Origin of the sequence: Amnibacterium sp., assembly GCF_051956055.1 — a bacterium.
Classification (GTDB): Bacteria; Actinomycetota; Actinomycetes; order Actinomycetales; family Microbacteriaceae; genus Amnibacterium.
Window position 1 is genome coordinate 26,987 of sequence record NZ_JBQCGC010000080.1, and the last position, 24,369, is coordinate 51,355.

16 protein-coding genes are annotated in these 24,369 nt (G+C 70.7%); 10 read left to right on the top strand and 6 right to left on the bottom strand.

Translation table 11 applies throughout. The annotated features are described in order from the left end of the window. Nucleotides 1-770 precede the first annotated feature (770 nt). From gmd to ACTHLI_RS11595, 3 genes are all read left to right on the top strand, one after another. A complete protein-coding gene (gene gmd, locus ACTHLI_RS11585) occupies nt 771-1,835 on the top strand; it encodes a GDP-mannose 4,6-dehydratase (protein ID WP_440183705.1) in 1,065 nt (354 codons plus the stop codon). Beyond that, complete coding sequence (locus tag ACTHLI_RS11590) at nt 1,832-2,827, top strand: GDP-L-fucose synthase family protein (protein WP_440183707.1); 996 nt, start codon at nt 1,832-1,834, stop codon at nt 2,825-2,827. The genes gmd and ACTHLI_RS11590 overlap by 4 nt, the downstream gene beginning before the upstream one ends. Before the next feature lie 591 nt (nt 2,828-3,418). Next, nucleotides 3,419-6,076, top strand: a complete 2,658-nt coding sequence (locus ACTHLI_RS11595; protein ID WP_440183708.1) for an AMP-binding protein — start codon at nt 3,419-3,421, stop codon at nt 6,074-6,076. Between the two features lie 57 nt (nt 6,077-6,133). Here the strand turns inward: ACTHLI_RS11595 and ACTHLI_RS11600 are convergent, their stop codons facing one another. Beyond that, nucleotides 6,134-7,054 carry an alpha/beta hydrolase gene (locus ACTHLI_RS11600; protein ID WP_440183710.1) on the bottom strand — a complete coding sequence of 307 codons (921 nt, stop codon included), beginning with the start codon at nt 7,052-7,054 and terminating at the stop codon, nt 6,134-6,136. A 206-nt stretch (nt 7,055-7,260) separates the two neighbouring features. Between ACTHLI_RS11600 and ACTHLI_RS11605 the strand changes: the two genes are divergently transcribed. Continuing rightward, nucleotides 7,261-8,124 (top strand): GDSL-type esterase/lipase family protein, encoded by an 864-nt coding sequence (locus tag ACTHLI_RS11605; protein ID WP_440183711.1) that lies wholly within the window; start codon nt 7,261-7,263, stop codon nt 8,122-8,124. Nucleotides 8,125-8,467: 343 nt separating this feature from the next. After that, nucleotides 8,468-9,952 carry a flavin-containing monooxygenase gene (locus tag ACTHLI_RS11610; RefSeq protein WP_440183713.1) on the top strand — a complete coding sequence of 495 codons (1,485 nt, stop codon included), beginning with the start codon at nt 8,468-8,470 and terminating at the stop codon, nt 9,950-9,952. On the opposite strand, the gene ACTHLI_RS11615 is transcribed toward ACTHLI_RS11610, so the two are convergent. Beyond that, the gene (locus ACTHLI_RS11615; RefSeq protein ID WP_440183715.1) at nt 9,942-10,934 is read right to left on the bottom strand and encodes a GNAT family N-acetyltransferase; all 993 of its coding nucleotides are present in this window, start codon (nt 10,932-10,934) and stop codon (nt 9,942-9,944) included. The genes ACTHLI_RS11610 and ACTHLI_RS11615 overlap by 11 nt on opposite strands. A gap of 352 nt (nt 10,935-11,286) precedes the next feature. Between ACTHLI_RS11615 and glmS the strand changes: the two genes are divergently transcribed. After that, nucleotides 11,287-13,128, top strand: coding sequence for a glutamine--fructose-6-phosphate transaminase (isomerizing) (glmS, locus tag ACTHLI_RS11620; protein WP_440183716.1), 1,842 nt, complete (start codon nt 11,287-11,289; stop codon nt 13,126-13,128). A gap of 126 nt (nt 13,129-13,254) precedes the next feature. On the opposite strand, the gene ACTHLI_RS11625 is transcribed toward glmS, so the two are convergent. Then, nucleotides 13,255-14,064 carry a WecB/TagA/CpsF family glycosyltransferase gene (locus ACTHLI_RS11625; RefSeq protein ID WP_440183717.1) on the bottom strand — a complete coding sequence of 270 codons (810 nt, stop codon included), beginning with the start codon at nt 14,062-14,064 and terminating at the stop codon, nt 13,255-13,257. A gap of 426 nt (nt 14,065-14,490) precedes the next feature. On the opposite strand from ACTHLI_RS11625, the gene ACTHLI_RS11630 reads away from it, so the two are divergent. Beyond that, nucleotides 14,491-15,906 carry a polysaccharide biosynthesis tyrosine autokinase gene (locus ACTHLI_RS11630; protein WP_440183719.1) on the top strand — a complete coding sequence of 472 codons (1,416 nt, stop codon included), beginning with the start codon at nt 14,491-14,493 and terminating at the stop codon, nt 15,904-15,906. A 74-nt stretch (nt 15,907-15,980) separates the two neighbouring features. Continuing rightward, a complete protein-coding gene (locus ACTHLI_RS11635; protein ID WP_440183720.1) occupies nt 15,981-16,880 on the top strand; it encodes a glycosyltransferase family 2 protein in 900 nt (299 codons plus the stop codon). A gap of 249 nt (nt 16,881-17,129) precedes the next feature. On the opposite strand, the gene ACTHLI_RS11640 is transcribed toward ACTHLI_RS11635, so the two are convergent. Genes ACTHLI_RS11640 through ACTHLI_RS11650 form a run of 3 tightly spaced genes read right to left on the bottom strand, consistent with a single transcriptional unit; the run spans nt 17,130 to nt 20,985 of the window. Beyond that, the gene (locus tag ACTHLI_RS11640) at nt 17,130-18,434 is read right to left on the bottom strand and encodes an O-antigen ligase family protein (RefSeq protein ID WP_440183722.1); all 1,305 of its coding nucleotides are present in this window, start codon (nt 18,432-18,434) and stop codon (nt 17,130-17,132) included. Next, nucleotides 18,431-19,483, bottom strand: coding sequence for a hypothetical protein (locus ACTHLI_RS11645; RefSeq protein WP_440183723.1), 1,053 nt, complete (start codon nt 19,481-19,483; stop codon nt 18,431-18,433). Before ACTHLI_RS11645 ends, ACTHLI_RS11640 begins: the two co-directional genes overlap by 4 nt. 8 nt (nt 19,484-19,491) lie before the next feature. Next, nucleotides 19,492-20,985: an oligosaccharide flippase family protein gene (locus ACTHLI_RS11650; protein ID WP_440183725.1), complete on the bottom strand. Its 1,494-nt coding sequence runs from the start codon at nt 20,983-20,985 to the stop codon at nt 19,492-19,494. A 142-nt stretch (nt 20,986-21,127) separates the two neighbouring features. Between ACTHLI_RS11650 and ACTHLI_RS11655 the strand changes: the two genes are divergently transcribed. After that, on the top strand, nt 21,128-22,237 hold the full coding sequence (locus ACTHLI_RS11655) for a glycosyltransferase family 4 protein (protein WP_440183727.1): 1,110 nt from the start codon (nt 21,128-21,130) through the stop codon (nt 22,235-22,237). Nucleotides 22,238-22,450: 213 nt separating this feature from the next. Then, nucleotides 22,451-24,346 (top strand): family 16 glycosylhydrolase, encoded by a 1,896-nt coding sequence (locus ACTHLI_RS11660; RefSeq protein WP_440183728.1) that lies wholly within the window; start codon nt 22,451-22,453, stop codon nt 24,344-24,346. Nucleotides 24,347-24,369 lie beyond the last annotated feature (23 nt).

Genomic DNA, 24,369 nt, shown 5'->3' on the forward strand with positions numbered 1-24,369 from the left:
ATGATGCCTGCGCTCGCGGAGGCAGGCGTCGATGTGGAGCTGTCGCGATCCGACGAACCGATGGGGGGGAGGCGCAGGCCGTCGTGGACGAGTCGAGAGAGAACACGATCGCGCGGCAGCACCGACCGGCCGTCCGAGGTGGGACGCATTCACCGCATCCGGCTGAGCGCGCGCCGCGGCGGGCGGAGATCGTTCCCTCCGGCCCGCGCCGCGCCTGCGCGTGAGCCCGTCCGAGCAGCGCCGGGTGCATTGCCGTCGGCGGGATCATCCGGATGCTCGGCGCAGGCGCGGTGCTCGTGGTGGTGGCAGGACCGCTGCTGGTTCCGTTCCCGCCCGGAGGCCGGCCTCCGGGCGCTCGTCCATGCAGCCACACCCCGGCACCGTCTCCTCGGGGCGCGTCGACTACACCCGGCTCGACGAGCACCGACCGGACGACGAGAGCCGAAGCTCGAACGTGGTTCGAGCTGAAGACTCAGGTGTGAACCGCAGGACCTGTCCAAACGACGACTGGGAGAAGCCGGTCGGGAGTCGCTCCGATCGAGGCTCCTTCGACTTCGCGCTGGAGTTGAGGCTCTCAGCGGCGCCGGATGGTCCTGGTGACCCTTGCGCGATCGGCCCGCCCTTCTTGGCAGAAGGCACTTGACTACTCACTGCTTCGACGCGCCTATTTCTGGGACGTCGTCCCCGGTTCATGCATGTGTGACCATGAATGGTGACCCACCCGTGGCGCCCCATCGGCCCACGCACCGAACTCTCCCCGAGGAATCTCCATGCCGTTCAAGAAGGTCGCGTTCATCACGGGGATCACGGGCCAGGACGGGTCGTACCTGGCAGAGTTGCTGCTCCAGAAGGGCTATGAGGTCCACGGCCTGATCCGTCGTGCCTCGACGTTCAACACGGCGCGGATCGATCACCTGTACACGGACCCGCACAACCCGGACGCCCGCCTGTTCCTGCACTACGGCGACCTGTCCGACGGCGCTCGTCTCGTGACGCTGCTGTCGGAGATCAAGCCCCAGGAGGTCTACAACCTCGCGGCCCAGTCCCACGTGCGCGTCAGCTTCGATGAGCCGGAGCACACCGGCGACACGACCGGCGTCGGCAGCATGCGGCTGCTCGAGGCGGTCCGCCTCGCCGGCCTGCACTGCCGCTTCTACCAGGCCTCGTCCTCGGAGATGTTCGGTGCGACGCCGCCGCCGCAGAACGAGGAGACCCCGTTCTACCCGCGCAGCCCGTACGGCGCCGCGAAGGTCTATTCGTACTGGGTGACGAAGAACTACCGCGAGGCGTACGGGATGTTCGCGGTGAACGGGATCCTGTTCAACCACGAGTCTCCTCGTCGCGGTGAGACGTTCGTGACCCGGAAGATCACACGGGCGGTCGCGCGGATCAAGGCGGGCCAGCAGAAGGACCTCTTCATGGGCAACCTGGACGCGGTGCGCGACTGGGGGTACGCGGCGGAGTACGTGGAGGGCATGTGGCGGATGCTGCAGGCCGACCAGCCCGACGACTACGTGCTGGCCACCAACGTGGGCTACACGGTGCGCGAGTTCCTGGAGACCTCGTTCTCGCATGTGGGCCTCGACTGGCAGGAGTATGTGAAGTTCGACGAGCGCTACCTGCGCCCGACCGAGGTCGACGCGCTGATCGGTGACGCGACGAAGGCCAAGACCGAGCTGGGCTGGACGGCGACGGTCGATGGCCTCGCGCTCGCGAAGCTCATGGTCGAGGCGGACGTCGCTGCACTCGCTCACGAGGGCCGGCCCTGGATCGACACGGTCAAGCTCGATTCCTGGACCACTCGCCGAAACGCCGCCCTCGGGGTGGAGGCGTGACAGACGGAAAGACCGATCTGAAGGGCGGCGTGCCCTTCACCCCGACTCCGTTGGACCGTGGGGACCGCGTGTACGTCGCGGGCCACCGCGGCCTCGTCGGTTCCGCCATCGTGCGCAAGTTGGAGGTGGAGGGCTTCGAGGACGTCATCGGCCGCACGTCGGCTGAACTCGACCTGAAGGACCGCGACGCGACCTTCGCCTTCTTCCGCGAGACGAAGCCCAAGGTCGTGGTGCTGGCGGCCGCGAAGGTCGGCGGGATCCTGGCGAACTCGACCTATCCGGTCGACTTCCTGTCGGACAACCTGCGGATCCAGACGAACGTGATGGACGCGGCGCTCGAGCAGGGCGTCGAGCGGTTCCTCTTCCTCGGCTCGTCGTGCATCTACCCGAAATTCGCGCCGCAGCCGATCAAGGAGGACAGCCTCCTCACGGGCCACCTGGAGGAGACGAACGACGCGTACGCGATCGCGAAGATCGCAGGTATTCTCGGCGTGCAGTCGGTGCGCAAGCAGTACGGACTCCCGTGGATCAGCGCGATGCCGACGAACCTCTATGGGCCGAACGACAACTTCTCGCCGAAGGGCTCGCACGTGCTGCCAGCGCTGATCCGCCGGTACGACGAGGCAGTCAAGTCAGGTGCGACCACGGTGACGAACTGGGGGACCGGGGCGCCCCGGCGCGAGTTCCTGCACGTGGACGACATGGCCGACGCGTGCCTGCACCTGCTGGAGCACTACGACGGCGCTGCGCAGGTGAACGTCGGCACCGGCACGGACGTGACGATCCGCGAGGTCGCCGAGACCATCGCGGACGTGGTCGGCTTCACCGGCGTGACCGAGTGGGACACGACCAAGCCGGATGGGACGCCGCAGAAACTGCTGGACGTGAGCAAGCTCGCCGGCGCGGGCTGGAACGCGAGGATCTCGCTCGTGGACGGCATCGGCTCCACGGTCGGTTGGTACTGGGAGCACGCCCGCGCGGTCCGCTCCTGAGAAGCCGAGCTCGCGCCGAGGGAGCCGTGTCGCGGCCCCGGAGGGCGCGGCACGATCGTTGTCGGCGATAGCGCGACCATCGTCGCCGCCGCCGACGACGACACCAGGATGCGACCGGACGCGGTCGCACGATCTGGATCGGTTTCGAATGCATGCCCTCGACGAACGTGCACGTGCGCACGAGCGACAACCACGGCATCCTCGGTGAGCACGAGCGGCGAGCGGATCCGGCACAGGACGTAGTCGCCGGGCATCATGTGTGGAGCGGCAACGGTGCGCTCCTGCTCAACGCTCAGGGGTCCGCCCCGGTGCGTGGTCAGCGCCCGGGTGGGGGCCGGGACCCTCATCGGCGCATCTCCTGAAGCTGCTCGTCCACGCCGGACGGAATCGGTGCGCTTCCCGAGGTGTCCCGGACGGTGCACCGTCGGTTCACGCTCCCCGCAATCGGGGGTGTTCCCCGGCGCGTCGCGAGCAGATTCTTAATGATCTCATTGCAACGCGCGGCAGCGCCGGTACCATTCCAGCACCCAGACAGACGCCGGCGTCCCTGCGCGAGCACCCACTCGTCGCCAGCCGGCCGCGGAGGCCCGAATGCCCCAGAACCAGACCCGCAGCATGCCCGCCCTCGACCCGATCGAGTTCCCAGGCGAGTACCACTCGCTGCTGCACCGCCTCAGGCGAGTCGCTGACGTCCAGCCGGACGCGCTCGCGCTGACCGCTCCTCAGGGGACCTTCACGTTCCGAGAGCTCCTCGACCGCATCGACGTGGTCGCCACCTGGGTGCGCGACCGGGTGCCGGCCGGCGACGAGCCGGTCGGGTTGCTGCTCTCGCACGACGCCGACGCGGTCGTACTGCTGTTCGCGTTGATGCGACTCGACCGGGTGTTCATCAACCTCGACCCGGCGGCGCCTCCGGCCCGCACCGCGGACATCGTCGAGCTCGCCGGCATGCGCGCCTGCATCACCGACGCGGCGCACGCCGACGTGCTCGCCGGTTTCGAGACCGGGGTCGAGCGCGTCATGCTCGATGTGCCCGCGGACGCCCGTGCCGCCGACCTGCCCATGCCGGAGGCCGCCGACCAGGACACGGCGTTCGTCGTCTTCACGTCGGGCTCCACCGGCAAGCCCAAGGGCGTGATCGAGACGCACGCCCAGATGCTCAACGACACTTTCACGAACCGGCTCACGAACGGGACCGGTCCGGGCGACCGCGTCTCCCTCCTGTTCCCGATGGCATTCGTCGGCGGACCCGTCGTCGTGTTCACGACCCTGCTGAACGGCGCATCGCTGCACATGCACGACGCGCGGAGCAGCACGCCGAGAGCGATCCTCGACTGGGTTCGCGCCGAGCGTGTCACCGTGCTCGGGATGAGCCCGCACCTGCTGCGAGCGCTCACGAACGAGCTCGCCGCAGGGGAGTCGATCGACGGCGTTCGCGTCCTCTCGACGGGCGGTGAGGGCATCAGCGGCCAGGACGTCGAAGCGTTCCGATCCCGGCTCGCCGGCCCCGTGATCTTCGTGAATGGGATGGGCTCCTCGGAGGCCACGTGCACCGCGAGCCTCGTCATCCCCGCAAACGTCCGCGCTCCGAACGGCACCCTTCCGGCCGGCCAAGTGCTGGCCAATCGGGAGGTGCGCATCCTTCGGGATGACGACACCGAGGCCGAGCCCGGCGAGACCGGCCGCCTTCTGGTCGTCTCCGACTACCTCTCCGGCGGCTACTGGCGCAACGACGAGGAGAACGCGAAGAAGTTCGGGGTGCTGCCCGACGGTCGGCGCACCTACCTGCAGGGCGACCTCGCGCGGCTCGACGAGGACGGCGTCCTCACGCTGGTCGGGCGCTCGGACACGGCGGTGAAGGTGCGCGGCTACCTCGTCGACCTCAGCGAGATCGAGGACGCGCTCCGCGGCAACGAGAAGGTGACCGAGGCGCTCGTGCTCCCCGTGGTCGAGCCCGACCGGCCCACCCGGCTCGTGGCTTACGTGGTGCAGCGACCGTCGGTGCGTCCCGATTCCGTGGCCGAGCTTCGGCGGCAGCTGCGCGCAAGGCTCACCGAGTACATGGTTCCCGGCAGCATCGTGCTGCTCGCCGAGATGCCGAGGAACGAGCGCGGCAAGATCGACCGGCAGCGTCTGCCGAAGCCCGACGAGGCCGAGGTGAGCGACCTCGCCTACACGCAGCACGAGCTCGTCGTCGGCGGCATCTGGGCCGGCGTGCTCGGGATGGACAAGGTGCCGCTGGACGGCGACTTCCTGGCGCTCGGCGGTGACTCGCTCAGCGTCGAGGAGATGCTCGCCGACGTCGGCGAGCGGTTCCACATCGAGCTCTCCTCCGCCGATCTGCTGAACGCGCCGACCCTGCGCGAGTTCGCTGCCGTCGTCGCGCGCGGTTCGGCCCGCCAGGGGGACCACCCCGACGCGGTCCGATTGCGTACCGGGTCGGGGGAGCGACGACTGTTCTGCTTCGCCGGCGCCGGCGCCCTCGCGCTGCAGTTCCTCCCGCTCGCGCGGCACCTCGACGGCTGGGATGTCGTCGCCTTCCAGGCGCACGGGCTCGAACGGCGCGCGGTCCCGGACTGGAGCATCGCTGCGCATGCGCGGCGCGCGCTGCGAACGATCCGCGAGCAGCAGCCGCACGGGCCGTACCGGCTCGTCGGCCACTCCTTCGGTGGGATGGTGGCCCTCGAGGTCGCGCACCGCCTCCGTGCCGAAGGGGAGGAGGTCGCGCTCCTCGGGATGATCGACACGTACCTGCCGGCCCACGCGATGGACGAGCTCGGCATGACCGAGCAGTTCGGGCGGCTCGCTGACCGTCCCTCCACCACCGTCCTCGGCCGGGCGATGTCGAAGATGCTGTCCGACGTGGGCGAGCAGTCGCTGCAGCGCACCACTCCGCTCCGAGCGACCGTGCGGCTCCTGCGTGCTCGAACCGCCGGCATCATCCGCTACTCGGGGCAGCAGCAGTTCGACACGTTCTTCTACCAGTCGGTGCTCGCCGCCCGCGGCTACCAGGCGCAGCCGTACGACGGTCGGGCGATGGTCGTGGCCGGCCTGGGCAACCCGAACGACGAGGCGGAGTGGGGCGAGCTGCTCACCGGCGATGTCCGCTTCGTCACGGTCGACGGCGAGCACAGCGCGATGATGCGGGAGCCGCACGTCGGGGCGGTCGCCGCGGCGCTGCTCGAGCAGCTCGAATCGCCGATCGCCACCGCTGTACCGTCCTCCGCTCCGGGGGCGATCCGCGGCTGACGGGGCGGTGCGGGGCGCCCCTTCAGCCGCGGAGGGCCCCCGGAGCGAGGGTCCGCGTCAGCGGACCGTCGAGCGGAGGAACGCCCACATCGCCGCGTCGATGTCGGGGTGGTTCTGCGCGATGAACTCCGCGTGATCAGTGCCCTGCGCGATGCGCAGCTCGTGCCGCACGCCCGCCGACTTCAGCGCGGCGTCCATCTCCTTCGCCTGATCGAGGGGCACGAGCTCGTTCGTCGAGTTCGCCAGGAACATCGGCGGGTCGCTGTGGCTCACCGATCGCACCGCTGACAGGGCGGCGAGCTCGGGGCAGTCGGTCGTGGAGCAGCCGGCGTACTGGAGCGTGACCTGCACGCCCGCGTTCGAGATGTCCGCTCCGGGCCCGGCCACGGATGTGAAGTCGACCGCGGCGGACAGGAGCGCGCCGCCGGCGAACCGACTGGTCGGCACGGGGGAGCCCGGCACCCCGGTGAGGAGCTCGGAGACGATCGTCGCCCCTGCCGACGTGCCGAGGAGCGTGATGCGCTTCGGGTCGACGTGGAAGCGGCTCGCCTGCGTCGTGGCGCTGATCCAGTCGACCGCGGCGACGACGTCGTCCAGCTGGCCGGGGAAGTGCGCCTTCGCAAGCAGGCGGTAGTCGACCGTGAAGGCGGTGAAGCCGTGCTGCGCCCCCTGCTCGCACAGCCAGTCGAGGTCGCTGTGGCTGCCCTGCGTGAACCCTCCCGAGTGCACGATCACCACTGCAGGCAGTGCGCCCGTCACGTGCTTCGGCGTGCAGGCGTCGAGGAGCAGGGGGGTGCCGCCGGGCGCCGCGAACTGGAGGTCGTGCACCACCTCGACCGCCGGGGTGACCGACGGCGTCGGAGCGGGCGCGGCGGAGGTACATCCCGCCAGCAGCAAGGCGCCGGCGGCGAGCAAGGCGGCGCCGGTCACGCGCCGGGTGCGCAGGTGGGTGGTCCTGCGGAGTTCGTTCGGGTACATCGACCTGATGCTACGGACCGGTTCCGGGGGCGGCGACTCCCCGAAAGGAGGCCCCGATCAGGCTGCGACCACGCGCGCCGGCTTCCGGCCCGGTACGATGTCGCCATCGGATCCGCGGTACCCGACCGACGATCCGGCGGCGGCGAGCCCACGCCGACGATGGCCGACCTGCGCTCACCCGGCGCGGTGAACGGAGTTCGAGCGACATGCCCGACCCTCGCATTCCGACGTCCCGCCTGCCCGACGGCGGCCGCAATGCGCGATCGCTCGGTCCCTTCGACACGGAACGGTCCGGTGCATCGACGGCGACCGCGCAGCCGGCCGTCGGCGGGGACCGACTCCGCCGACCGTTCCGCGACCGGACCTCGAAGGACGCCTGGAGCGCAGTCGCCGTTCTCGTCGCGGTGGTGCTGTTCGTCGTGCCGGCCGGGATCCTGCTGCAGCAGAGTGCCGACCAGACGACCGCAGCCGCCAGGCAGGCGGCCGGGTACGCGCCGCCCCCGGTGGCGACCCCGACTCCGGCTGCCGGTCCGGTCGTGGCGGTGCTCGCCGACGAGACGGCCGATCGGTCCTCGGCGGGCGTGACCGTGTCGAAGCGGTGGCCCGCGCTGCTCGCCTCCCAGCTGCGATCGCAGGTCACCACCATCGCCGCCGATGGCGGCGGCTACGCGACGTCCGGCAGCAGCCGTCGCACCTTTGTGGGCGCCGCGGAGAGCGTGCCCGTCGACGCCCAGGTCGTGCTGGTCGTCGGCGGTGCGAACGACGGCGCCGCCTCCGGCGACACCCTTGCCGGTGCCGCGACGCAGGTGGTCGCGGCGGTGCACAAGCGGGCTCCCGGCGCCGCCGTGGCGCTGGTCGGGCCCGTCGTCACGAACGGGTTCTCGTCGGCCACGCTCGCGACCCTGCGCAGCACGCTGTCCGTCGCGGCCGCGTCGGCCGGAGCGAAGTGGGTCGATCCCGTCGCGTCCAAGTGGCTGACCGCCCCGGCGCGCGCCGGGGACCTCACCGCGAGCGACGAGCGCACGATCGCATCGAAGCTCGCCGCGATCGTCACAGGACTGCAGCCGTGATCCCCACGCACGCCTCCTGGCGCCGGAGGGATCGGATCACGGATGCTCGCGCCAGCGTTCGGGAGCGGTTCGACGCAGCTCGCGCATCCGCGTACGGTGCGCCTTCCGCATCTGCCGGCGGCGTGCGCGATCCATCGCCGGAAGCCGGACCCACGCGCGCACAGCACATGATCCCGCGCCGATGTGTCGAGCACATCACCGCCACGCCGCCGCCTGCGATCCCTCCCCTGTGCCCTCGAGTGGGGAATGCGGCGGTGCGTGCCGATCTCTACGCTGGGGCCACCCGACCACCCGAACCGGCTCGACCCACGCCGGCGTGCCCCGTCGGGGAAGGTGGAGCGAAGTGAAGGTCGCGATCGTCGGAGCAGGTGTCTCCGGTCTCGCCGCTGCGCGTGCCCTCAAGGCCGCGGGGTTCGAGGTCGTCGTGTTCGAGGAGCGGGCCGACGTCGGCGGGGTGTGGAGCGCGTCGCGGCGCTACCCCGGGGTGAAGACGCAGAACGACAAGCGCACCTACTCCTTCTCGGACCTGCCGATGCCGGACGAGTACGACGAGTTCCCGAGCGGAGCCGCCGTGCAGGCCTACCTCGCCGAGTTCGCGCGCCGCAACGGACTGGACGAGGTGATCGAGCTCGGCACCCGTGTCGTGCTCGCCGACCGCGCCGCGGGCGACGACGGCTGGGACCTCGACGTCGAAGGTCCAGGCGGAGCGCGGCGTGAGCACGCCGACTGGCTGGTCATGGCGAACGGCATCTGCTCGCTTCCCCATGTGCCCGAGTACCCCGGCGCGGCGGGCTTCGCCGCGAACGGGGGCCTGGTCCTCGCACCGTCCGACGTCGGGGACGGCGACCGCCTGCGCGGCCGCGACGTCGTCGTCGTCGGCTGGGGGAAATCCGCGGCCGACATCGCGCTCGCAGCGGTGCCGCTCGCCCGGTCCGTCACCGTCGTCGCGCGGGGGATCAGCTGGAAGCTGCCGTGGCGGATCGGTGGGATGACCTGGCAGCGCCTCGTGCTCTCCCGGCTCGGCGAGCACCTCATCTGGGCGCCGCACCGGACCATCGTCGGCCGCGTGCTGCAACGCCTCGACCGCAGCGTCCGGGTCCGGGTGCTCCGAGCGCTCGAGCGCCGCGTCCGCGCCCAGCTCGAGCTCGACCGGCGCGGGCTCGTTCCCGAGGGCGGGATCGACGGGTTCACGCACCTCGTCACGACCGGGTTCTTCGAAGCCATCGACGCGGGGGCGATCCGACTCGCCCGCGGCACCCGCATCACGGCCCTCGAGGCCGCACCGGCGGGAGGACGTGCCGTGCTCGCCGACGGGTCGACCCTGCCTGTCGACGTCGTCGTGGCGGCCACCGGGTACGACCAGGACCTGTCGTTCCTCAGCGACGCCGTGCGGGCGACGCTGCTCGATCCGCAGGGTGACCTGCACCTCTACCTGCACACCGTGCCCCGGCACCCGTCGCGCATCGCGTTCCTCGGATGGATGAACTCGTTCCGGAGCCCCGTCGGCGCGGAGATGCAGGCGCTGTGGCTGACGGCGCTCCTGCTCGGAAAGGTGAGTCCTCCGGACGCACGGGCGTGGGCGACGCGGACGAAGAGCTACCGGCTGACCCATGAGGCCGCGGGGGCGAGGCAGCTGGCGCAGTTCTCGTCCGGAGCGTCGATCCTCGACATCGACCAATGGCTCAGTGAAGCCGGTCTGCGGGTGCCGCTGCGGACGAGGCTCGGCGAAGTCCTCCGGCCACTCGATCCCGCCTCGTATCGCGGCATGCTCGACCAGCTGGTCGCGGGCGCGCGGGTTCCCGAGCGCCCGGACCGCGTCAGCGCTTGATGAGCCGACGGGCCTTGCCCGCCGCAGTGAGCAGCGGCTGCGGGATCAACGTCGACCGTGCGACCGTGTAGGGGGTCTCGACCCCGCCGAACGCCATCTTGTAGCGCAGTACGCCTTCATCGACGCGACCGACCAGATCGACGGTCCGGTGCCCCGTTTCCAGCGCCCACTCGAGCAGGCGGTCGTACAGCAGGACGTTCGGGTTCGCGCTCCGGTAGGCGCGAAGGCACGCTCCGACCCAGGCGAGCGCGATCTCGCCACCTCCGAGCACGACCTGCACACCGGCGGGTTCCCCGTTCACCAACGCGGTGAACGTGCCCACGTCGCTGCGGCCCTCCGCCCACGCCTCGACCTGCTCACCGACGTCCTCCGGATACGGGGAAGGCTTGCCGTGCGCATGGAATGCCTCCTCCAGCACGCGGGGGAGCAGCGCCGTGAGCTCACCCGGGTGCGCATTGCGGACGGTCGCGCCGTCGCGGATCGCTCGGCGGATGTCGCGGCGGCGCAGGGACGAGTACCCGGCGCGGAGCGCATCGGCCGAGCCGTGGGCGAGATCGACCAGTACCGTGCTGTCCGCGTGCGCCTGAGCGCCGGCGCCGGTGAGGGTCTCGAGCGTCGACGGGGCCGCGGCAGGACCGAACTCGAAGTGCGAGATGACCAGGCCGTTCCTGCGCTGCCACGTCCGAAGCGCCGCGATCGTCGCGCTGAGGCGCTCCGCGGGCACGAGCGGGCCGAGATACGGGAACGGCGCATCGATGCCCTCGATGGATCGCCGCGAGCGGCGCGGCACGGGCACGACGCCGATCGGGCGGTCCTCCTCGAGTACGAGCAGGCGCTCGACCAGGAAGCCGTTGAGCTTCGACTGCAGATCGAGCCAATCCGCCCGGTGGAACGCCGGTTCCGGCGTCAGGGACTCGACGAGGGCGTCCCAGGTGCCGGAGTCCGTCGTGCGCTCCAGTCGCACCGGGGTCAGATCTGCCACATCACTCCTTCATCGCGGTGCAGGTCCACCGGTGTCGACCGCGGCACGCGCGGCCGCATGACGGTACACCGCCCGACGGTGAGGCATCCCGGGCGTCCGCGCCCCTCTTCGGGGGCTGCCCGCCAGCACCGCAGACCATTACCGTGGCAGGACCCGAATCTCACCGCTGCCCTGCACCCACAGGGCGGAACGGATACGCCGTGCTCGTCGCCCGTGTCACCACCCTTCTCGCACCGCCCCGAAGGTGTGCCGCGCGCCACCGCGCACGGCCGTCAGTGATGCGCGCTCCTGCATCTCCATCGGGCGCCTTCGCGCGCTGACCACCCGCCCTTCCGAGAAACGAGCCCGAACCATGTGTGGAATCGTCGGCTACGTCGGGGCTCGCTCGAGCACCGACGTCATCGTGAACGGCCTCCGTCGCCTCGAGTACCGCGGCTACGACTCCGCGGGGATCGCGGTCGTCGACGGTGACGGCATGCTGCACTCGCGCAAGAAGGCGGGACGCCTCGACGTGCTCGTGGCCGACCTCGCCGAACAGCGCCTCCCCGACGCCGGCACGGGGATCGGGCATACGCGTTGGGCGACGCACGGCGGCCCCACCGACGGCAACGCGCACCCGCATTTCGGCGATGACGGCCGGCTCGCGCTAATCCACAACGGCATCATCGAGAACGACGCCGCGCTCAAGGCCGAACTGCTCGCTGAGGGCCATCGCTTCGACAGCGAGACGGATACCGAGGTCGCAGCCGTCCTCCTCGGTCGGGAGTACAGCCGGACGCGCGACCTCCGCGCCGCGATGCTCGCGATCGTCGGGCGACTGCGAGGCGCCTTCACGCTGCTGGCCGTACACGCCGACGAGCCAGGGCTCGTCGTCGGGGCCCGTCGCAACTCGCCCCTCGTGATCGGGCTCGGCGAGCACGAGCACTTCCTCGGCTCCGACGTCGCCGCGTTCGTCGAGTACACGCGGCAGGCGCTCGCCATCGGTCAGGACCAGATGGTCGCGATCACGGCGGACGCCGTCGAGGTGTTCGACTTCGACGGCGAGCCGGTCGAGCCCACGCCGTTCGAGGTCGCATGGGACGCGTCGGCCGCCGAGAAGGGCGGCTGGTCGAGCTTCATGGCGAAGGAGATCAGCGAGGAGCCCGACGCCGTCGCGAACACGATCCGCGGTCGGGTCGTCGACGGCCGGGTCGTGGTGCCGGAGCTCGCCGGCCTCGACCTCGCGGCGATCGATCGGGTGCTCGTGCTCGCCTGCGGAACCGCCGCGTACTCGGGCCTGCTCGGCAAGTACGCGATCGAGCGCTGGGCCGGCCTGCCGGTCGAGGTGGAGCTCGCCCACGAGTTCCGCTACCGGGAGCCCGTGCTGTCCCCGAGCACGCTCGTCGTCTCCATCAGCCAGTCGGGGGAGACGATGGACACCCTGATGGCGGTCCGCTACGCCCGTGAGCGCGGAGCGACGACCCTGTCGATCTGCAACACCCAGGGGGCGACGATCGCGCGCGAGTCCGATGGTGTGCTCTACACGCACGCGGGCCCTGAGGTCGCTGTCGCGTCGACGAAGGCCTTCGTCGCGCAGATCACCGCCCTCTACCTGCTCGGCCTCGCGATCGCGCAGGCGCGGGCGTCGATCCACGCGACGGAGATCCGTGCCCAACTCGCCGAGCTCGAGGCCATCCCTGCGAAGCTGGCGACCGTCCTCGAGGAGTCCGCCGAGGTGCGCGAACTCGCGCGCAGCATGTCCGACACCCGTTCCGTGCTCTTCCTCGGACGCCACGTCGGGTATCCGATCGCGCTCGAGGGGGCCCTGAAGCTCAAGGAGCTGGCGTACATCCACGCCGAGGGATTCGCCGCCGGTGAGCTGAAGCACGGTCCGATCGCGCTGATCGAGCCGGGCCAGCGCGTGATCGTGATCGTCCCGAGTCCTCGACAGGGTGAGGAGCTGCACGCCAAGGTCGTGTCGAACATCCAGGAGGTCCGCGCTCGTGGCGCCCACGTCATCGCGATCGCGGAGGCCGGTGACGCGGCGGTGCTGCCGTATGCGGACGACGTGCTCCGCATTCCGCTCGCTTGCCCGCTCATGGAGCCGCTGCTCGCGGTGGTGCCCCTGCAGCTGTTCGCCATGGAGCTCGCCGTCGCGAAGGGGCTCGACGTGGATCAGCCGCGCAATCTGGCGAAGTCCGTCACGGTCGAGTAGCGCGGCCGGCCATCGAGGGCGTCGGCGGATCCCGGCGACGCCCTCGACGGGTCTTCGTGGGATGTCCGCGGGCAGGAACGCGGACGGCCCCGGCTCCGGTGCGGAGACGGGGCCTTCGCCCTGCGTTCAGTGGGCCTGCACGGTGGCGCGCTCCGCGATCTGGTCCGGCGTGGGGAGGGTGATCGGCTGGGTGTCGGGAAGGGCGTCGCCGAGCTCCTGGTCGCGCTTCGCGCTGCGAAGCGCGGGCAGCACGACTCGAAGGAACTGCACGTTCCCGATGAGGTAGCGGCGCCACAGTCGACGCGGCTCCGACACGAGCCGGAACAGCCATTCGAGGCCCGAGTTCTGAACGAAGCGCGGCGCCTCACGGACGCTGCCGGCGAGGAAGTCGAACGCGGCCCCGACACCGGCTGCGACCATGCCCCGCTCCGTGGCGAGCACATCGGCGACGAAATCCTGCTTCGGCGTCCCGAGCCCCACCCACACGATGTCGACCGAGTCGCGCGTGACTGAGGCAGGGAGCTGGGCGGCGAGCGCTCGCGGATCCTCGGCGAAGTCGGGCGCGGATGCACCGACGACGATCGCCCGCGGGTACAGCGTCCTCACACGCTCGACGAGCCCGTCGAGCACCGCTTCGTCGGTGCCGAAGAAGTAGTGGCGGATGCCGGTGCCCTGACTGCGCTCGAGCGTCTCGGCGAAGAACGAGGGGCCGCGGACGCGGCCGGCGTGGGGGGCACCGGCGCGTCGCATGGTCCATGCGACGGGTGCTCCGTCCGGGAAGTTGACCCCGCGGGTCCGGAGAAGATGGAGGTAGTCGGGGCGTCGGCTGGCCAGGGTGACACAGAAGGCGTTGGCGAGCCGCACCGCGACCCCGCTTGGTCCAGGCCGTGCGGCGCGGGTCAGCATCCAGTCGGCCGCACCGTCGAGTGTGGTCACCTGGAACGGGACCTTCGCGATTTCGATGGATCGCGAAAGGGGCTGAGAGAGGGGCATGGGAGGCCTCACCTGCGATGGGTGTCGCAGTACTGGCGCCGAATGGGTACGGGTATGCAGGGCGCGACCGGCGCGATCGGTGTCCTGCAAGTCCGACTGTACGGCGTGGCGCCTCACAGATCCAGGAACCACCCGTCTTCTGGGGCCGTGCGCAATGGATGCGTGTGCCGACGGGGACGCGGGGGTCTTCCGACGGGCCGAGGGATCGGTCCGTGCTCAGAGCGTGCACACGACCTCGTGCGCCGCATTCTGGGGGCGCGCCGATGATCTGATGCGGCGCAGAATGGTGCAGGCGGTCGCAATGACATCGGACACCCGACGATGTTCGACCGCGACCACCCGGACCTGCCCGAACCGAGGGACCAAGCTGTGGAATTCTCCGACTACATCCGCGTGCTCCGCCGATCGTGGGTGCTGCTCGTCGTCGCAGCGCTGATCGGTGGTGGCGGCGCCGCCGTCGTCGCGCTCAAGCAGACGCCCAGCTACGACGCCGAATCGTCCGTCGTGGTGACGCTCAGCTCGGCGAGCGACCTCAACCAGCTCTCGGCCGGCTCGACCTACCTGGCGCAAGTCGTCAACACCTACGCCGGCATCGCGACGAAGCCTGTCGTGCTCGATCCGGTGCGTTCGTCGCTCGGCCTCACCGTGTCCACGACGAAGCTCGCGAGCGAGATCACCATCACGACGACCGGCACGGACACCCTGATCGCGATCGCGGTGAAGGACTCATCGCCGACGCGCGCCGCGGCCATCGCCAACGGGGTCGCCGAGCAGCTCGCGAAGAGCGTGTCCGAGATCTCGCCCACCCGTGGTGGCAGCGCGCCCGTCAAGATCTCGACAGTCGAGGCCGCGCAGGCCCCCAAGGCTCCGAGCTCCCCGAACGTCCCGCTGACGCTGCTCATCGGCGTGGTCGCCGGTTTCGCGCTGGCGCTCGTCTTCGCCATCCTCCGCGCGGTGCTCGACACCCGCGTGCGTCGTCCGGAGGACGCGCAGGCCGTGACCGACCGGCCGGTGCTCGGCGGCATCGCTCATTCCAGCGCAGTCAAGAAGAACCCGCTCGTCATGCGCAACGAGCCGACCGGCAGACTCGCAGAGGAGTTCCGCTCGCTGCGCACCAACCTGCAGTTCCTCGACGTCGACCGCTCGCTGAAGTCGATGGTCATCAGCTCGTCCACCGAGGGGGAGGGGAAGACCACCACCGCGGTGAACCTCGCGCTCGCCATCGCGGACACGGACGCCGACGTGCTCATCATCGATGCCGACCTGCGTCGTCCGCGCGTGGCGGACTCGCTCCTGCTCGACGGAGCGGTGGGCCTCACGGACGTGCTCATCGGGCGCGTCGACCTGGACGACGCGCTGCAGCAGTGGGGGAACGGGGAGATCACGGTGCTGCCCGCAGGGACGATCCCGCCGAACCCGAACGAGCTGCTGCAGAGCGAGGCGATGAAGCGGCTCCTCGAATCGCTCGAGGACCGCTTCGGCTCGATCGTCATCGATGCGCCGCCCCTGCTGCCGGTGAGCGACGCCGCCATCCTCTCCCACCGCGCAGCCGGCACGATCATGGTGTGCGCCGCCGGTCACGCGACGAAGGGACAGCTCGCGGACGCGATCGGCAAGGTCGAGCGGGTCGGCGGTCGGGTGCTCGGCGTGGTGCTCACGAAGCTGCCGGTGAAGGGCGCGGACGCCTCCTCCTACGTGCGGTACGAGTACTCGTCCCGGGTCGGGAAGTCTCGGAGCCGTCGTGACGCCAAGCGCGCGGCCGCACTGAAGACCCGCGAGGTCTGATGGCCGAGCGTCCGACGCCCGCCCCTCCGACGCAGGCGGCGGGCGCGCCTCGTTCCGCGGATTCCCTCCGGGCGGTGCCGACCGTCTCCGTGATCCTCCCGGCGTACAACGCGGGGGAGTATCTGCTCGAGGCGGTGCGCAGCGTGCTCGACGAGGATCAGATCGACCTCGAGCTCCGCGTCATCGACGACGGGAGCACCGATGGCTCGGTGGACGCGGTCCTCGCTGCGGTGCAGGATCCGCGCCTCGTCGTGGTCCGTCAGGAGAATCGCGGTCTCGCCGCGACGTTGAACCGCGGGTTCGCCGAAGCGCGGGGCGAGTTCCTCGCACGCATGGACGGCGATGACCAGACCGTGCTCGGTCGCTTCGCCGCGCAGGCCGCCTTCCTGCGTGACCATCCGGAGGTGGTGCTCGTCGGCGGCCAGATCGAGCGCCTGGTGGACGGGCGCGCGGAGTCCGAATCGCGCTTCCCTGCGAGCCACGACGAGATCCTGGCCGGCCTGATCGCGGGACGCCATGTGGTGTGCCACCCGTCGGTGATGCTGCGCGCGTCGGCCATCCGTGAGGTCGGAGGCTACTGGCAGCACGGGGTCTCGGAGGACTGGGACCTGTTCCTCCGCCTCGCGGAGCACGGCCGGTTGGCGAACCTCGATCGGACGGTGCTGCGCTACCGGTTCCACGACAGCGGCATCAACGCCGGCTCGATGAGCAAGGTCCGACGCAACATCCGGCTCGCCGTCGAGAATCATCGTCGGCGACTCGCGGGCCGACCGGAGCTGCAACCGGCGGAGCTGTGGAGTGCGATCGGGCCGCTCGGCCGGCTCGGTGTGCAGCTCCAGACCCGGAGCCTCACGCTCTACCGGTCGGCGCTGCAGGCGAAGGCGGCCGGGCGCCGCGGCCGTGCAGCGCTCGCCATGCTCGGCGCAGCCGCGCTCTGGCCTCGTCAGGCGCTGCACCGCATCCGCGCGCGCTGACCGGCCGAGCCGCTGGCCGGCCGGCCTTTCGACAGGTGGCCCGCGCGCGCTCGACCGCGGAGCGCTCGAGCGGATGCGGTCGGGGCATGTCGCCACGGGGCGAGGCGCGGACTCTGCGGCTCCGGGTGCGTCGCCGCTGCCAGTCGGTGCAGATGCTGCAGTCGCAGGCCGCTCCGGTGCTCCGATACCGACAAGCCGGAGCGGCCGCCGGTCTCATCGCTCGTGGTCGGCGATCTGCGCCGTCCGCGGTCAGACGCGGACCGGTCTCCGATCCGACTGCTCGCGTTCGGCGACCACCTCGATCGCGCGGCCCTCGAGCTCGACAGCCTCGTCGCTCGTGGGCGCGGGTGCCATCAGCGCGGCGAGCAGTAGACCCAGCACGACGTCGAACTGCGGTGTCGAGAAGTTGTTGTCGACGTAGCAGTAGAGCAAGGTGGCGCCGAGGATCCCGAGTGCCAGCATCCGCCGCCGAGTGATCCGACCCACGAGGGCGAACAGCGCGATGAGGCCGAAGAAGAACGGCACAGCCAAGACGAACCCGCCGTCCACGTAGAGGTGGATGTACTCGTTGTGCGGTGACTCGAACGCGCTCTGGACTCCCACGGGATGGAGCAGCGCGTTCGCGATGTTCGCGAATCCCAGCCCTCGACCGAGCAACGGGGAGTTCGCGGAGAGGCTGATGTAGAACGGCCAGGCTTGATCGCGACCCGAGGTGTTGAACGAGCCCTCGTAGGAGTTCCCCTGGTCGCGCGCGAGGATCGACGGCAGGGCGATCAGGGCGACTGCGACCGCGCCGAAGAACACGAGTCGGGCGGCGTTCACGGTCTTGGAGGAGCTGGTCCTGCGTGCCCGGAAGGTCCAGATGCCCATGGCCAGGACCAGGATCCCGGAGGCGAGCAGCGCACCGCGGGTCAGGGTGAGGAATGCGAACGCGCAGTCCACGAGCAGCCAGACGGTCCACTTGCGCCGGCCGAGCACCATGATCCCGGCCAGTGCGGCGAACGCGGCGGAGACAGAAAGCAGGGCCAGCGTCGGACCGATCAGGGCGCCACCGAGACGGCCGTCTCCGCGGATCTGCCACATGCCCGCCGCCTGGAGCACGAGTCCGATGATGTTCGACAGCAGCGGGAGCGCGACAAGCACCTGCAGCACGTCGGCCAGGTGCTCGCGGCGCCAGCGCACCATCAGCGCCGCGATGGTGATGAAGTACCCCGAGAACGCCTTGAACGCGAGCCCGGTGCTGACGGAGATCGACGGCACCACGTGCGTCACGGACACGATGAGCGCGAACAGCAGCGCACCGAGCATCAGCCCAACCGGCCAGCGCACGCGCATGCCGAGCCGCATCCACAGCAGCACGATCATCGCCATGATCGCCGCCTTGAAGAGCGTGTCGCTGCCGAGCGCCGGCACTTTCGTCGCGAGCGCGAGGGGCGACACCGAGAGCAGCACCGCGAGCGCCCAGAGGGTCGGCTTCCACGACTTCGCGGCCCACAACGCGGCGAGGAGCAGCAGGCCGATGGCGCCGCCGCCGATGTACATGACGATGTTCACGACAGCACCTCCGTGCTTCCGGCGACGATCGGCGCTTCGGCGATCTCCAGCAGTCGGCGCCAGCGAGCCGCCCACGTGGGCAGCTCCGCGGGGCGCCCCGGCGCCGAACGGAACAGCGCGCGGATCCGCTCGGCCGGGTCGTCACTCGTTTCCAGCGTGACCAGGCCGGGCGCGGTGACGACGCTGGTGTCGATGCCGGACGCGACGACCCACGCGCCGCTCGCGACGGCGTTGAACAGCTTCGCCGGAGCGAGAGTGGCGCCACGGGCGCCGCGGTACGGCAGGAGGACGACACGGTACTGCGCCGCCCGTTCGGCGATCGCCTCGACTCCGACCGGTGGCTCGATCGACACTCCCGCGGCGAGCAGCCGAGAACGCAGGTCCTCGTCCACGACGCCCACGACGTCGACGGGCACGCCGTCCGCCACGAGCCGTTCCATGAGCGTCAGATCGACCTCCGCACGCACCGCCCCGAAGTACAGCGCCCGGCTGCGGCGCTCGTTCCAGTCGGGGTGGGGAGCGGTAAGGAAGGCGTCGTCGGCTGCCGGCGGCACGACCTCGGCCGAGAACCCACGGCGAGCGAGCAGCTCCGCCATGCCGCGGGAGTCCGTGGACGTCGACGCGCGGGGCATTCTCGTTATGCGGCGCTCGGACGACCGCCAGCCCACCGGCGGGAACCAGGCGGCGGGAACCGTCGCCCAATCCAGGACCGCGTCGTAGACGATGGGGCCGCGCACCACACGTCGCAGCAGCCACTCGGTCAGTCGGTCCGGCAGATACACGATCGCCATGTCGTACGGGCCCGTTCGTCCGGCCCAGCCGGCCCTGCCCACGATGGAGACGCCGTCGTGGGCGACGGGGTGCTCCTGCTCGACCCTCGTTCTCCGGATCATCCGCAGGGGGTAGGAGGCGATCTGTCGCAGGTTGCGCGGGCGGGGCTGCAGGTAGTCGACCTGCCATCCGTCGGCGGCCGCGGCGACCGCGAGCGACTGGTGGCGCTGCCAGAGGTAACCCCAACGGTTGCTCGCGACGATCAGCAGCCGAGGCATCGCGCCGCTCATCGTCCGGCCGCCGCGGCGTTCGTGGTCTCGATCATCCCGGCGTCCCGCTTCGGCAACAGCCCGTAGCGACGGGCCAGTACGACCGGCGGGAACCGATCGCGGCGCTTGAGCAGGAGGAGCGTGCCGACGACGGCGAACAGCAGCACGGCGATCAGGAGCACCGGCGAGATCGCGAGCACGGTCGGTACGTGCAGCAGCGTCCAGAGCACCACGGCGAATCCCAGACTGAACCCGGCGATCTCCGCGTAGTGGCGTCCGACACGTCGGAGGTCCACGAGCCCTTCTCGGTTGGCCAGCAGCAGGTGCACGGGGTGCATGATCGCGAACGACACGAGGGTGCCGATGAAGACCGGCCAGACGCTGTGCAGGATCACCGCCGCGCCGGCGCTCAGCACGTTGACCACCAACGAGATCACGTATCCGCTCCAGTTCCAGCTGAACCGGCCGAGTGCCTCGAAGCCGCTGACCAGCATGAACACCACGGGCTGCAGGCCGCCGATGATCGCGAGGATGGACGCGTACTGCCCCGCGAGCCCCCACCCGTCACCGAGCAGGATTCGCGCCGCGAACGGAGCGATGACCGCGACGAACACCCCCAGCGGCACGCAGACCCAACCGAGGACCCCGAGCAGATCCGACCAGACCCGCCGCGTGCGCGTGCGGTCCTCGATGTCGTGCCGGAATTCCGGATACACGGCCTGCGTGATGGCGGAACCGAGGAGGAAGAACGGGTTGGTGGTGATCGCGTCGGCCCGGTTCCAGTTGCCGAGCGGCACCGGACCGAGCGCCTGGCTGACGCCGACCTTGCCGACCGTGGAGGCGCAATAGGTGAGGAGGGCGGAGACGAGCGTCTTCGTGCTGTAGCTCACGTCGGCGAGCGTGGTGCGGAGACGGAATCGACCGCGGAAGTGCGAGCGCGTCTGTGTGAGCACGATCGTGGCCACACCCAGCAGGGAGATGACCTGGGCGACCGCAAGGGAGTCCGGCGCTCGCCACAGCAGCACGAAGACCGCGCCGAGCGCCATGCCGCCGACATTCGCAGCGACGGTCGCGGCGGCCAACCGTTTGAAGAGGCCGAGTCGCAGGGCGAGCCCGTTGCCGAGCGCGACGAACGGGGTGATGACGGAGGTGAGGGCGAGCACGTGCAGCACGGGAACGGCTGCGGGCACGCCCCAGACGGTCGCCCAGAGCGGGGCGCCGAAGAAGGTGAGTGCGCCGGCGCCCAGGCCGATCACCCCGGCGTACGCGAGCAGGCCGACCAGGCGGTCGGGGTGCAGGTCGGTCATCCGGCCCACGACCTGCGGCATGCCGGCCATCGACACGAGGTTGATCAGTGCGACGCTCGCGGTGCCCGCGGCGAACGCACCGAAGTCGTGCGGTGCCAGGAGGCGCGAGGTCACCGCCGCATAGGCCACCTGTGCCAGGACGGTGGCGATCTGCGCGGAGTAGTTCCAGATCGCGCCACGCGCGATTCCGCGGGCATCGGCCATGTCAGAAGGGACCTTTGGGTGAAGGACGGGGCTGCCCCGGGTTCGACAGCGTCCTGAGACTACGTGACGGCCCCTCGCCGTCGACACCCCAGTTGTGGGCCCGCTCCGCCTGGTCGCGGGGGTGAACGGATATCGTTCGAGGATGCGGGTGGTCGGCGATATCGCGTTCCTCCTGCCGGTCGGCGGCATCGAGATCTGCACCCTCGAAGACACCACGGCCCTCGTCGCGAACGGTCACGACGTCGAGCTGTTCTACGGGATGGACGGGTCGCAGCGGTCGCTGTTCGAGGACGGCGGCGTCGTGCTGCACGGACCTGTGCGGTTCAAGCTCACCCGACGTCGACCGCTTCGCGACCTGCTCGCGTTCCTTCCGACCTTGCGTGCTGCGCGCCGGCTGCGCCCGGACGTGGTGTGGCTCGGGCGCGCCGAGCACATCGTGTGGGGGAGGCTGCTCGCCGCCGCCACGGGAGTCCGTCTCGTCGCCCACCTGCACCACGCGCCGAGCTCGCCTCGCACCCGATGGCTCGCCAGGGGCGTGCCCCGCTTCATCGCGGTGTCGCAGTTCACCAGGCGGCAGTGGATCGAGGCGGGGGTACCGGGCGACCGCATCGAGGTCATCCACAACGCGCTCCCGCCGGGGCGCTACCCGTTCGGCGGCGCCGACGAGCTGAGGGCGGCCAGGACGTCCCTCGGGCTGCCGATCGAGGGCAGGGTCATCACCTTCTACGGACGCTTCACGGAGGAGAAGGGGCTGCCGACCGTGCTCGAGGCGTTCCGTCGCCTTGAGCGCGACGACGTCACCCTGCTGCTCGCGGGGTTCTACCCGCCCGAGATGGACTCGGACCAGACCAGGCGACAGATCGCCCGGCTCGACCAACGGCGGGTCCGCGTTGTCCCGCCGAGTACGGACGTCATCCCCTTCCTCCACGCCGCGGACGTGGTAGTCAGCCCTTCCTGGGTCGAGGAGGCGTTCGGCCGCACGATCGTGGAGGGCATGTCGACCGGACGGCCGGTGATCGGTGCCCGGGTCGGAGCGGTGCCCGAGCTGCTGGAAGGGGGCATGGAGCGCCTGCTCGTGCCGCCGCGGGACGCGGATGCGCTGCTCCAGGTGCTCTCGGACGTCCTCGACTGGCGCGACACGGAGCCCGGTCTCGGATCAGCCTGCCAGGCGTGGGTCGATGAGCGATTCCCGTACGCCGAGCACCTCGCTCGTGTCGAGGCGACGCTGCAGGCCGAAGCGGACCGTCGGTGAACGGAGCGACTCTCGCCGTCCGGCGTCCCTAGCACGCCCGAGCCGGACGCGGCGTAGCACCTTTCGGCCACCGGAAGGGTGCCCAACACGCCGTGTCGCCTCGCCTTCCCGGCGAACACTCCTCAATACGTTCCGCGAGTCCGGACGACGACCGGGCCGCGCAAGAAGGACGTCCCGAAGGAAGCACGGGCGTCCGGGACGAGGGAGCACGGGGTGTCCAGAAGCAGGATGCGGAGCAACTGGGTCGCCGGCGTCGGCGATCCTGCCATCGCCGGGGGACGGCGCTCAGCGCACCGGGGCGGCCGACGCCCGGTCCGACCGCGGCGCTGGCTGCTGGTGACGGGCGCCGGCGCGGCGCTGGCCACCGCCGTCTCCGTGACGGGCGCGCTGCTCGGCGTGGGCGCGTCCCCGGCGCTCGCCGTGTGCGACTCGGCAGGAGGCGCGTGCATCGACACGACCGCCGCGACGACGGCGTCGATCGCGATCATCCCCCTGCAGCGACAGGGCGACGACCGGCTGGCCGTGCGGAACGACGGCGCACAGGGGGACACCGAGGTCGGGGTCGTCGGTTACGTGACGTCGGACGCCGCCTCCGCGACATCGGTGACACCCGCGAGCCCTGGGACCGCAGCGTCCGTGGAGCTGGACCAGCACCAGCGGAAGCAGGTCCGGCTCTCCGGCGTGCCCTCCACCGCGCGCGCCGTCATCGTGCAGGTCGGGAGCTCGTTCGCCCGGTCGCAGTGGGCGAAGAGTCATGCCGCCTGCACGTCCCCGGTCGTGCCCAGCGCTTCGGCCTCCTCCGGTAGCGCCACCGCAACCGATGCGTCGACCTCGGCCGTCCAAGACGGCGCGCGCCGATGCGGGACCGCGCTGGTCGCGTTCTCCGGTCGGCACGACACCGTGGACCGCACCGAGATCGCCACCGCGCTCCGCGACTTCGCGTCGCGCACCGCCACGGCCATGCCCACCCCGAGTGCGGTGGCGGACTTCGCTGCCAGCGTCGATCGGGCCACCATCGCGGCCGCCATCGCCCCGGGGCCGGGGTCGCTCACCGTCTCGTGGAAGCTCGCCGTCGGCTCGGACAAGGTCAGCGCCGTGCGCGTCGCGAGCTCCGGCCCGGGCAGTGGCGCGGCCCCGGTGGATCGCCCCGCGTCGGACGGCTCGTACACCCTCTCGGGCCTCCGTGCCGGTGCCCGCTACACCGTGACGGTCGCACCCGTCGTCGGCGGCGCGACGGTGTCGCCGATCTCGATGACCGCCACCACGCTCGCGAACACCGCCGGGGGGACCCCGTCGAGCGCACCGTCCTCGAGCGCGCCGAGCGTGTCCAGCAGCCCGAGCGCATCGCCGAGCGCCACACCGAGCAATGCGGCGCCGACTCCGTCGAGCGGGTCCGCCATGCCGGCGGCGAACGCCTACCCGGGATGGACACGGGTGATCGCCCAGAACTTCGACACCGATGCCGCACTCGGCTCGTTCGCGTCCAAGTACCCCGGGTGGGCCGGCTACGACGGGAGCACCTCCGGAGCCTCGGGGACGACGTGGAACTCATCGACCACGATGAGCGTGTCGGGCTCGGTGCTCCGCATGCGGAACTGGATGTCGAACGGCAAGGCGCAGGCCGGCGCCTTGACGCCGATCGTGCCCGGCACGGGCTCGTGGAACCAGCAGGGGCAGACGTACGGCAAGTACGTCGTGCGGTTCAAGGCCGACAGCGTCAAGGGATTCAAGGTCGCATGGCTGCTGTGGCCGACCTCGAACAACTGGAGCAGCGGCGAGGTCGACTTCCCGGAGGCGAACCTCGACGGCGCGGTGGGCTGGGCGGCGCACAACGTGCTCGGGAACCCCAGCGACCAGACCTGGGGGGCCACGGCGACCCGGATGGCCGACGGGAAGTGGCACACGGCGACCACGACGTGGGAGCCGGGCCGGATCACGTACGAGCTCGACGGCTCCGTCGTCAAGACGGTCACCGACCCCACCTACCTGCCGACGCAGCCGATGCGGTGGGATCTCCAGAACGAGACGTCGACCGACGGCACGAGCCCGGCGGCGAACGCGGACGGGTCCGTGTACATCGACTGGGTGGCGCAGTACAAGCGGGGCTGACCTCAGCGGATCCGGACCTTCAG

Excerpts from the sequence above, each read along its gene's own strand:
- gmd (WP_440183705.1), top strand. The coding sequence starts at position 771 with ATGCCGTTCAAGAAGGTCGCGTTCATCACGGGGATCACGGGCCAGGAC.
- ACTHLI_RS11595 (WP_440183708.1), top strand. The coding sequence starts at position 3,419 with ATGCCCCAGAACCAGACCCGCAGCATGCCCGCCCTCGACCCGATCGAG.
- ACTHLI_RS11600 (WP_440183710.1), bottom strand. The coding sequence starts at position 7,054 with ATGTACCCGAACGAACTCCGCAGGACCACCCACCTGCGCACCCGGCGC.
- ACTHLI_RS11605 (WP_440183711.1), top strand. The coding sequence starts at position 7,261 with ATGCCCGACCCTCGCATTCCGACGTCCCGCCTGCCCGACGGCGGCCGC.
- glmS (WP_440183716.1), top strand. The coding sequence starts at position 11,287 with ATGTGTGGAATCGTCGGCTACGTCGGGGCTCGCTCGAGCACCGACGTC.
- ACTHLI_RS11645 (WP_440183723.1), bottom strand. The coding sequence starts at position 19,483 with ATGCCTCGGCTGCTGATCGTCGCGAGCAACCGTTGGGGTTACCTCTGG.
- ACTHLI_RS11650 (WP_440183725.1), bottom strand. The coding sequence starts at position 20,985 with ATGGCCGATGCCCGCGGAATCGCGCGTGGCGCGATCTGGAACTACTCC.
- ACTHLI_RS11655 (WP_440183727.1), top strand. The coding sequence starts at position 21,128 with ATGCGGGTGGTCGGCGATATCGCGTTCCTCCTGCCGGTCGGCGGCATC.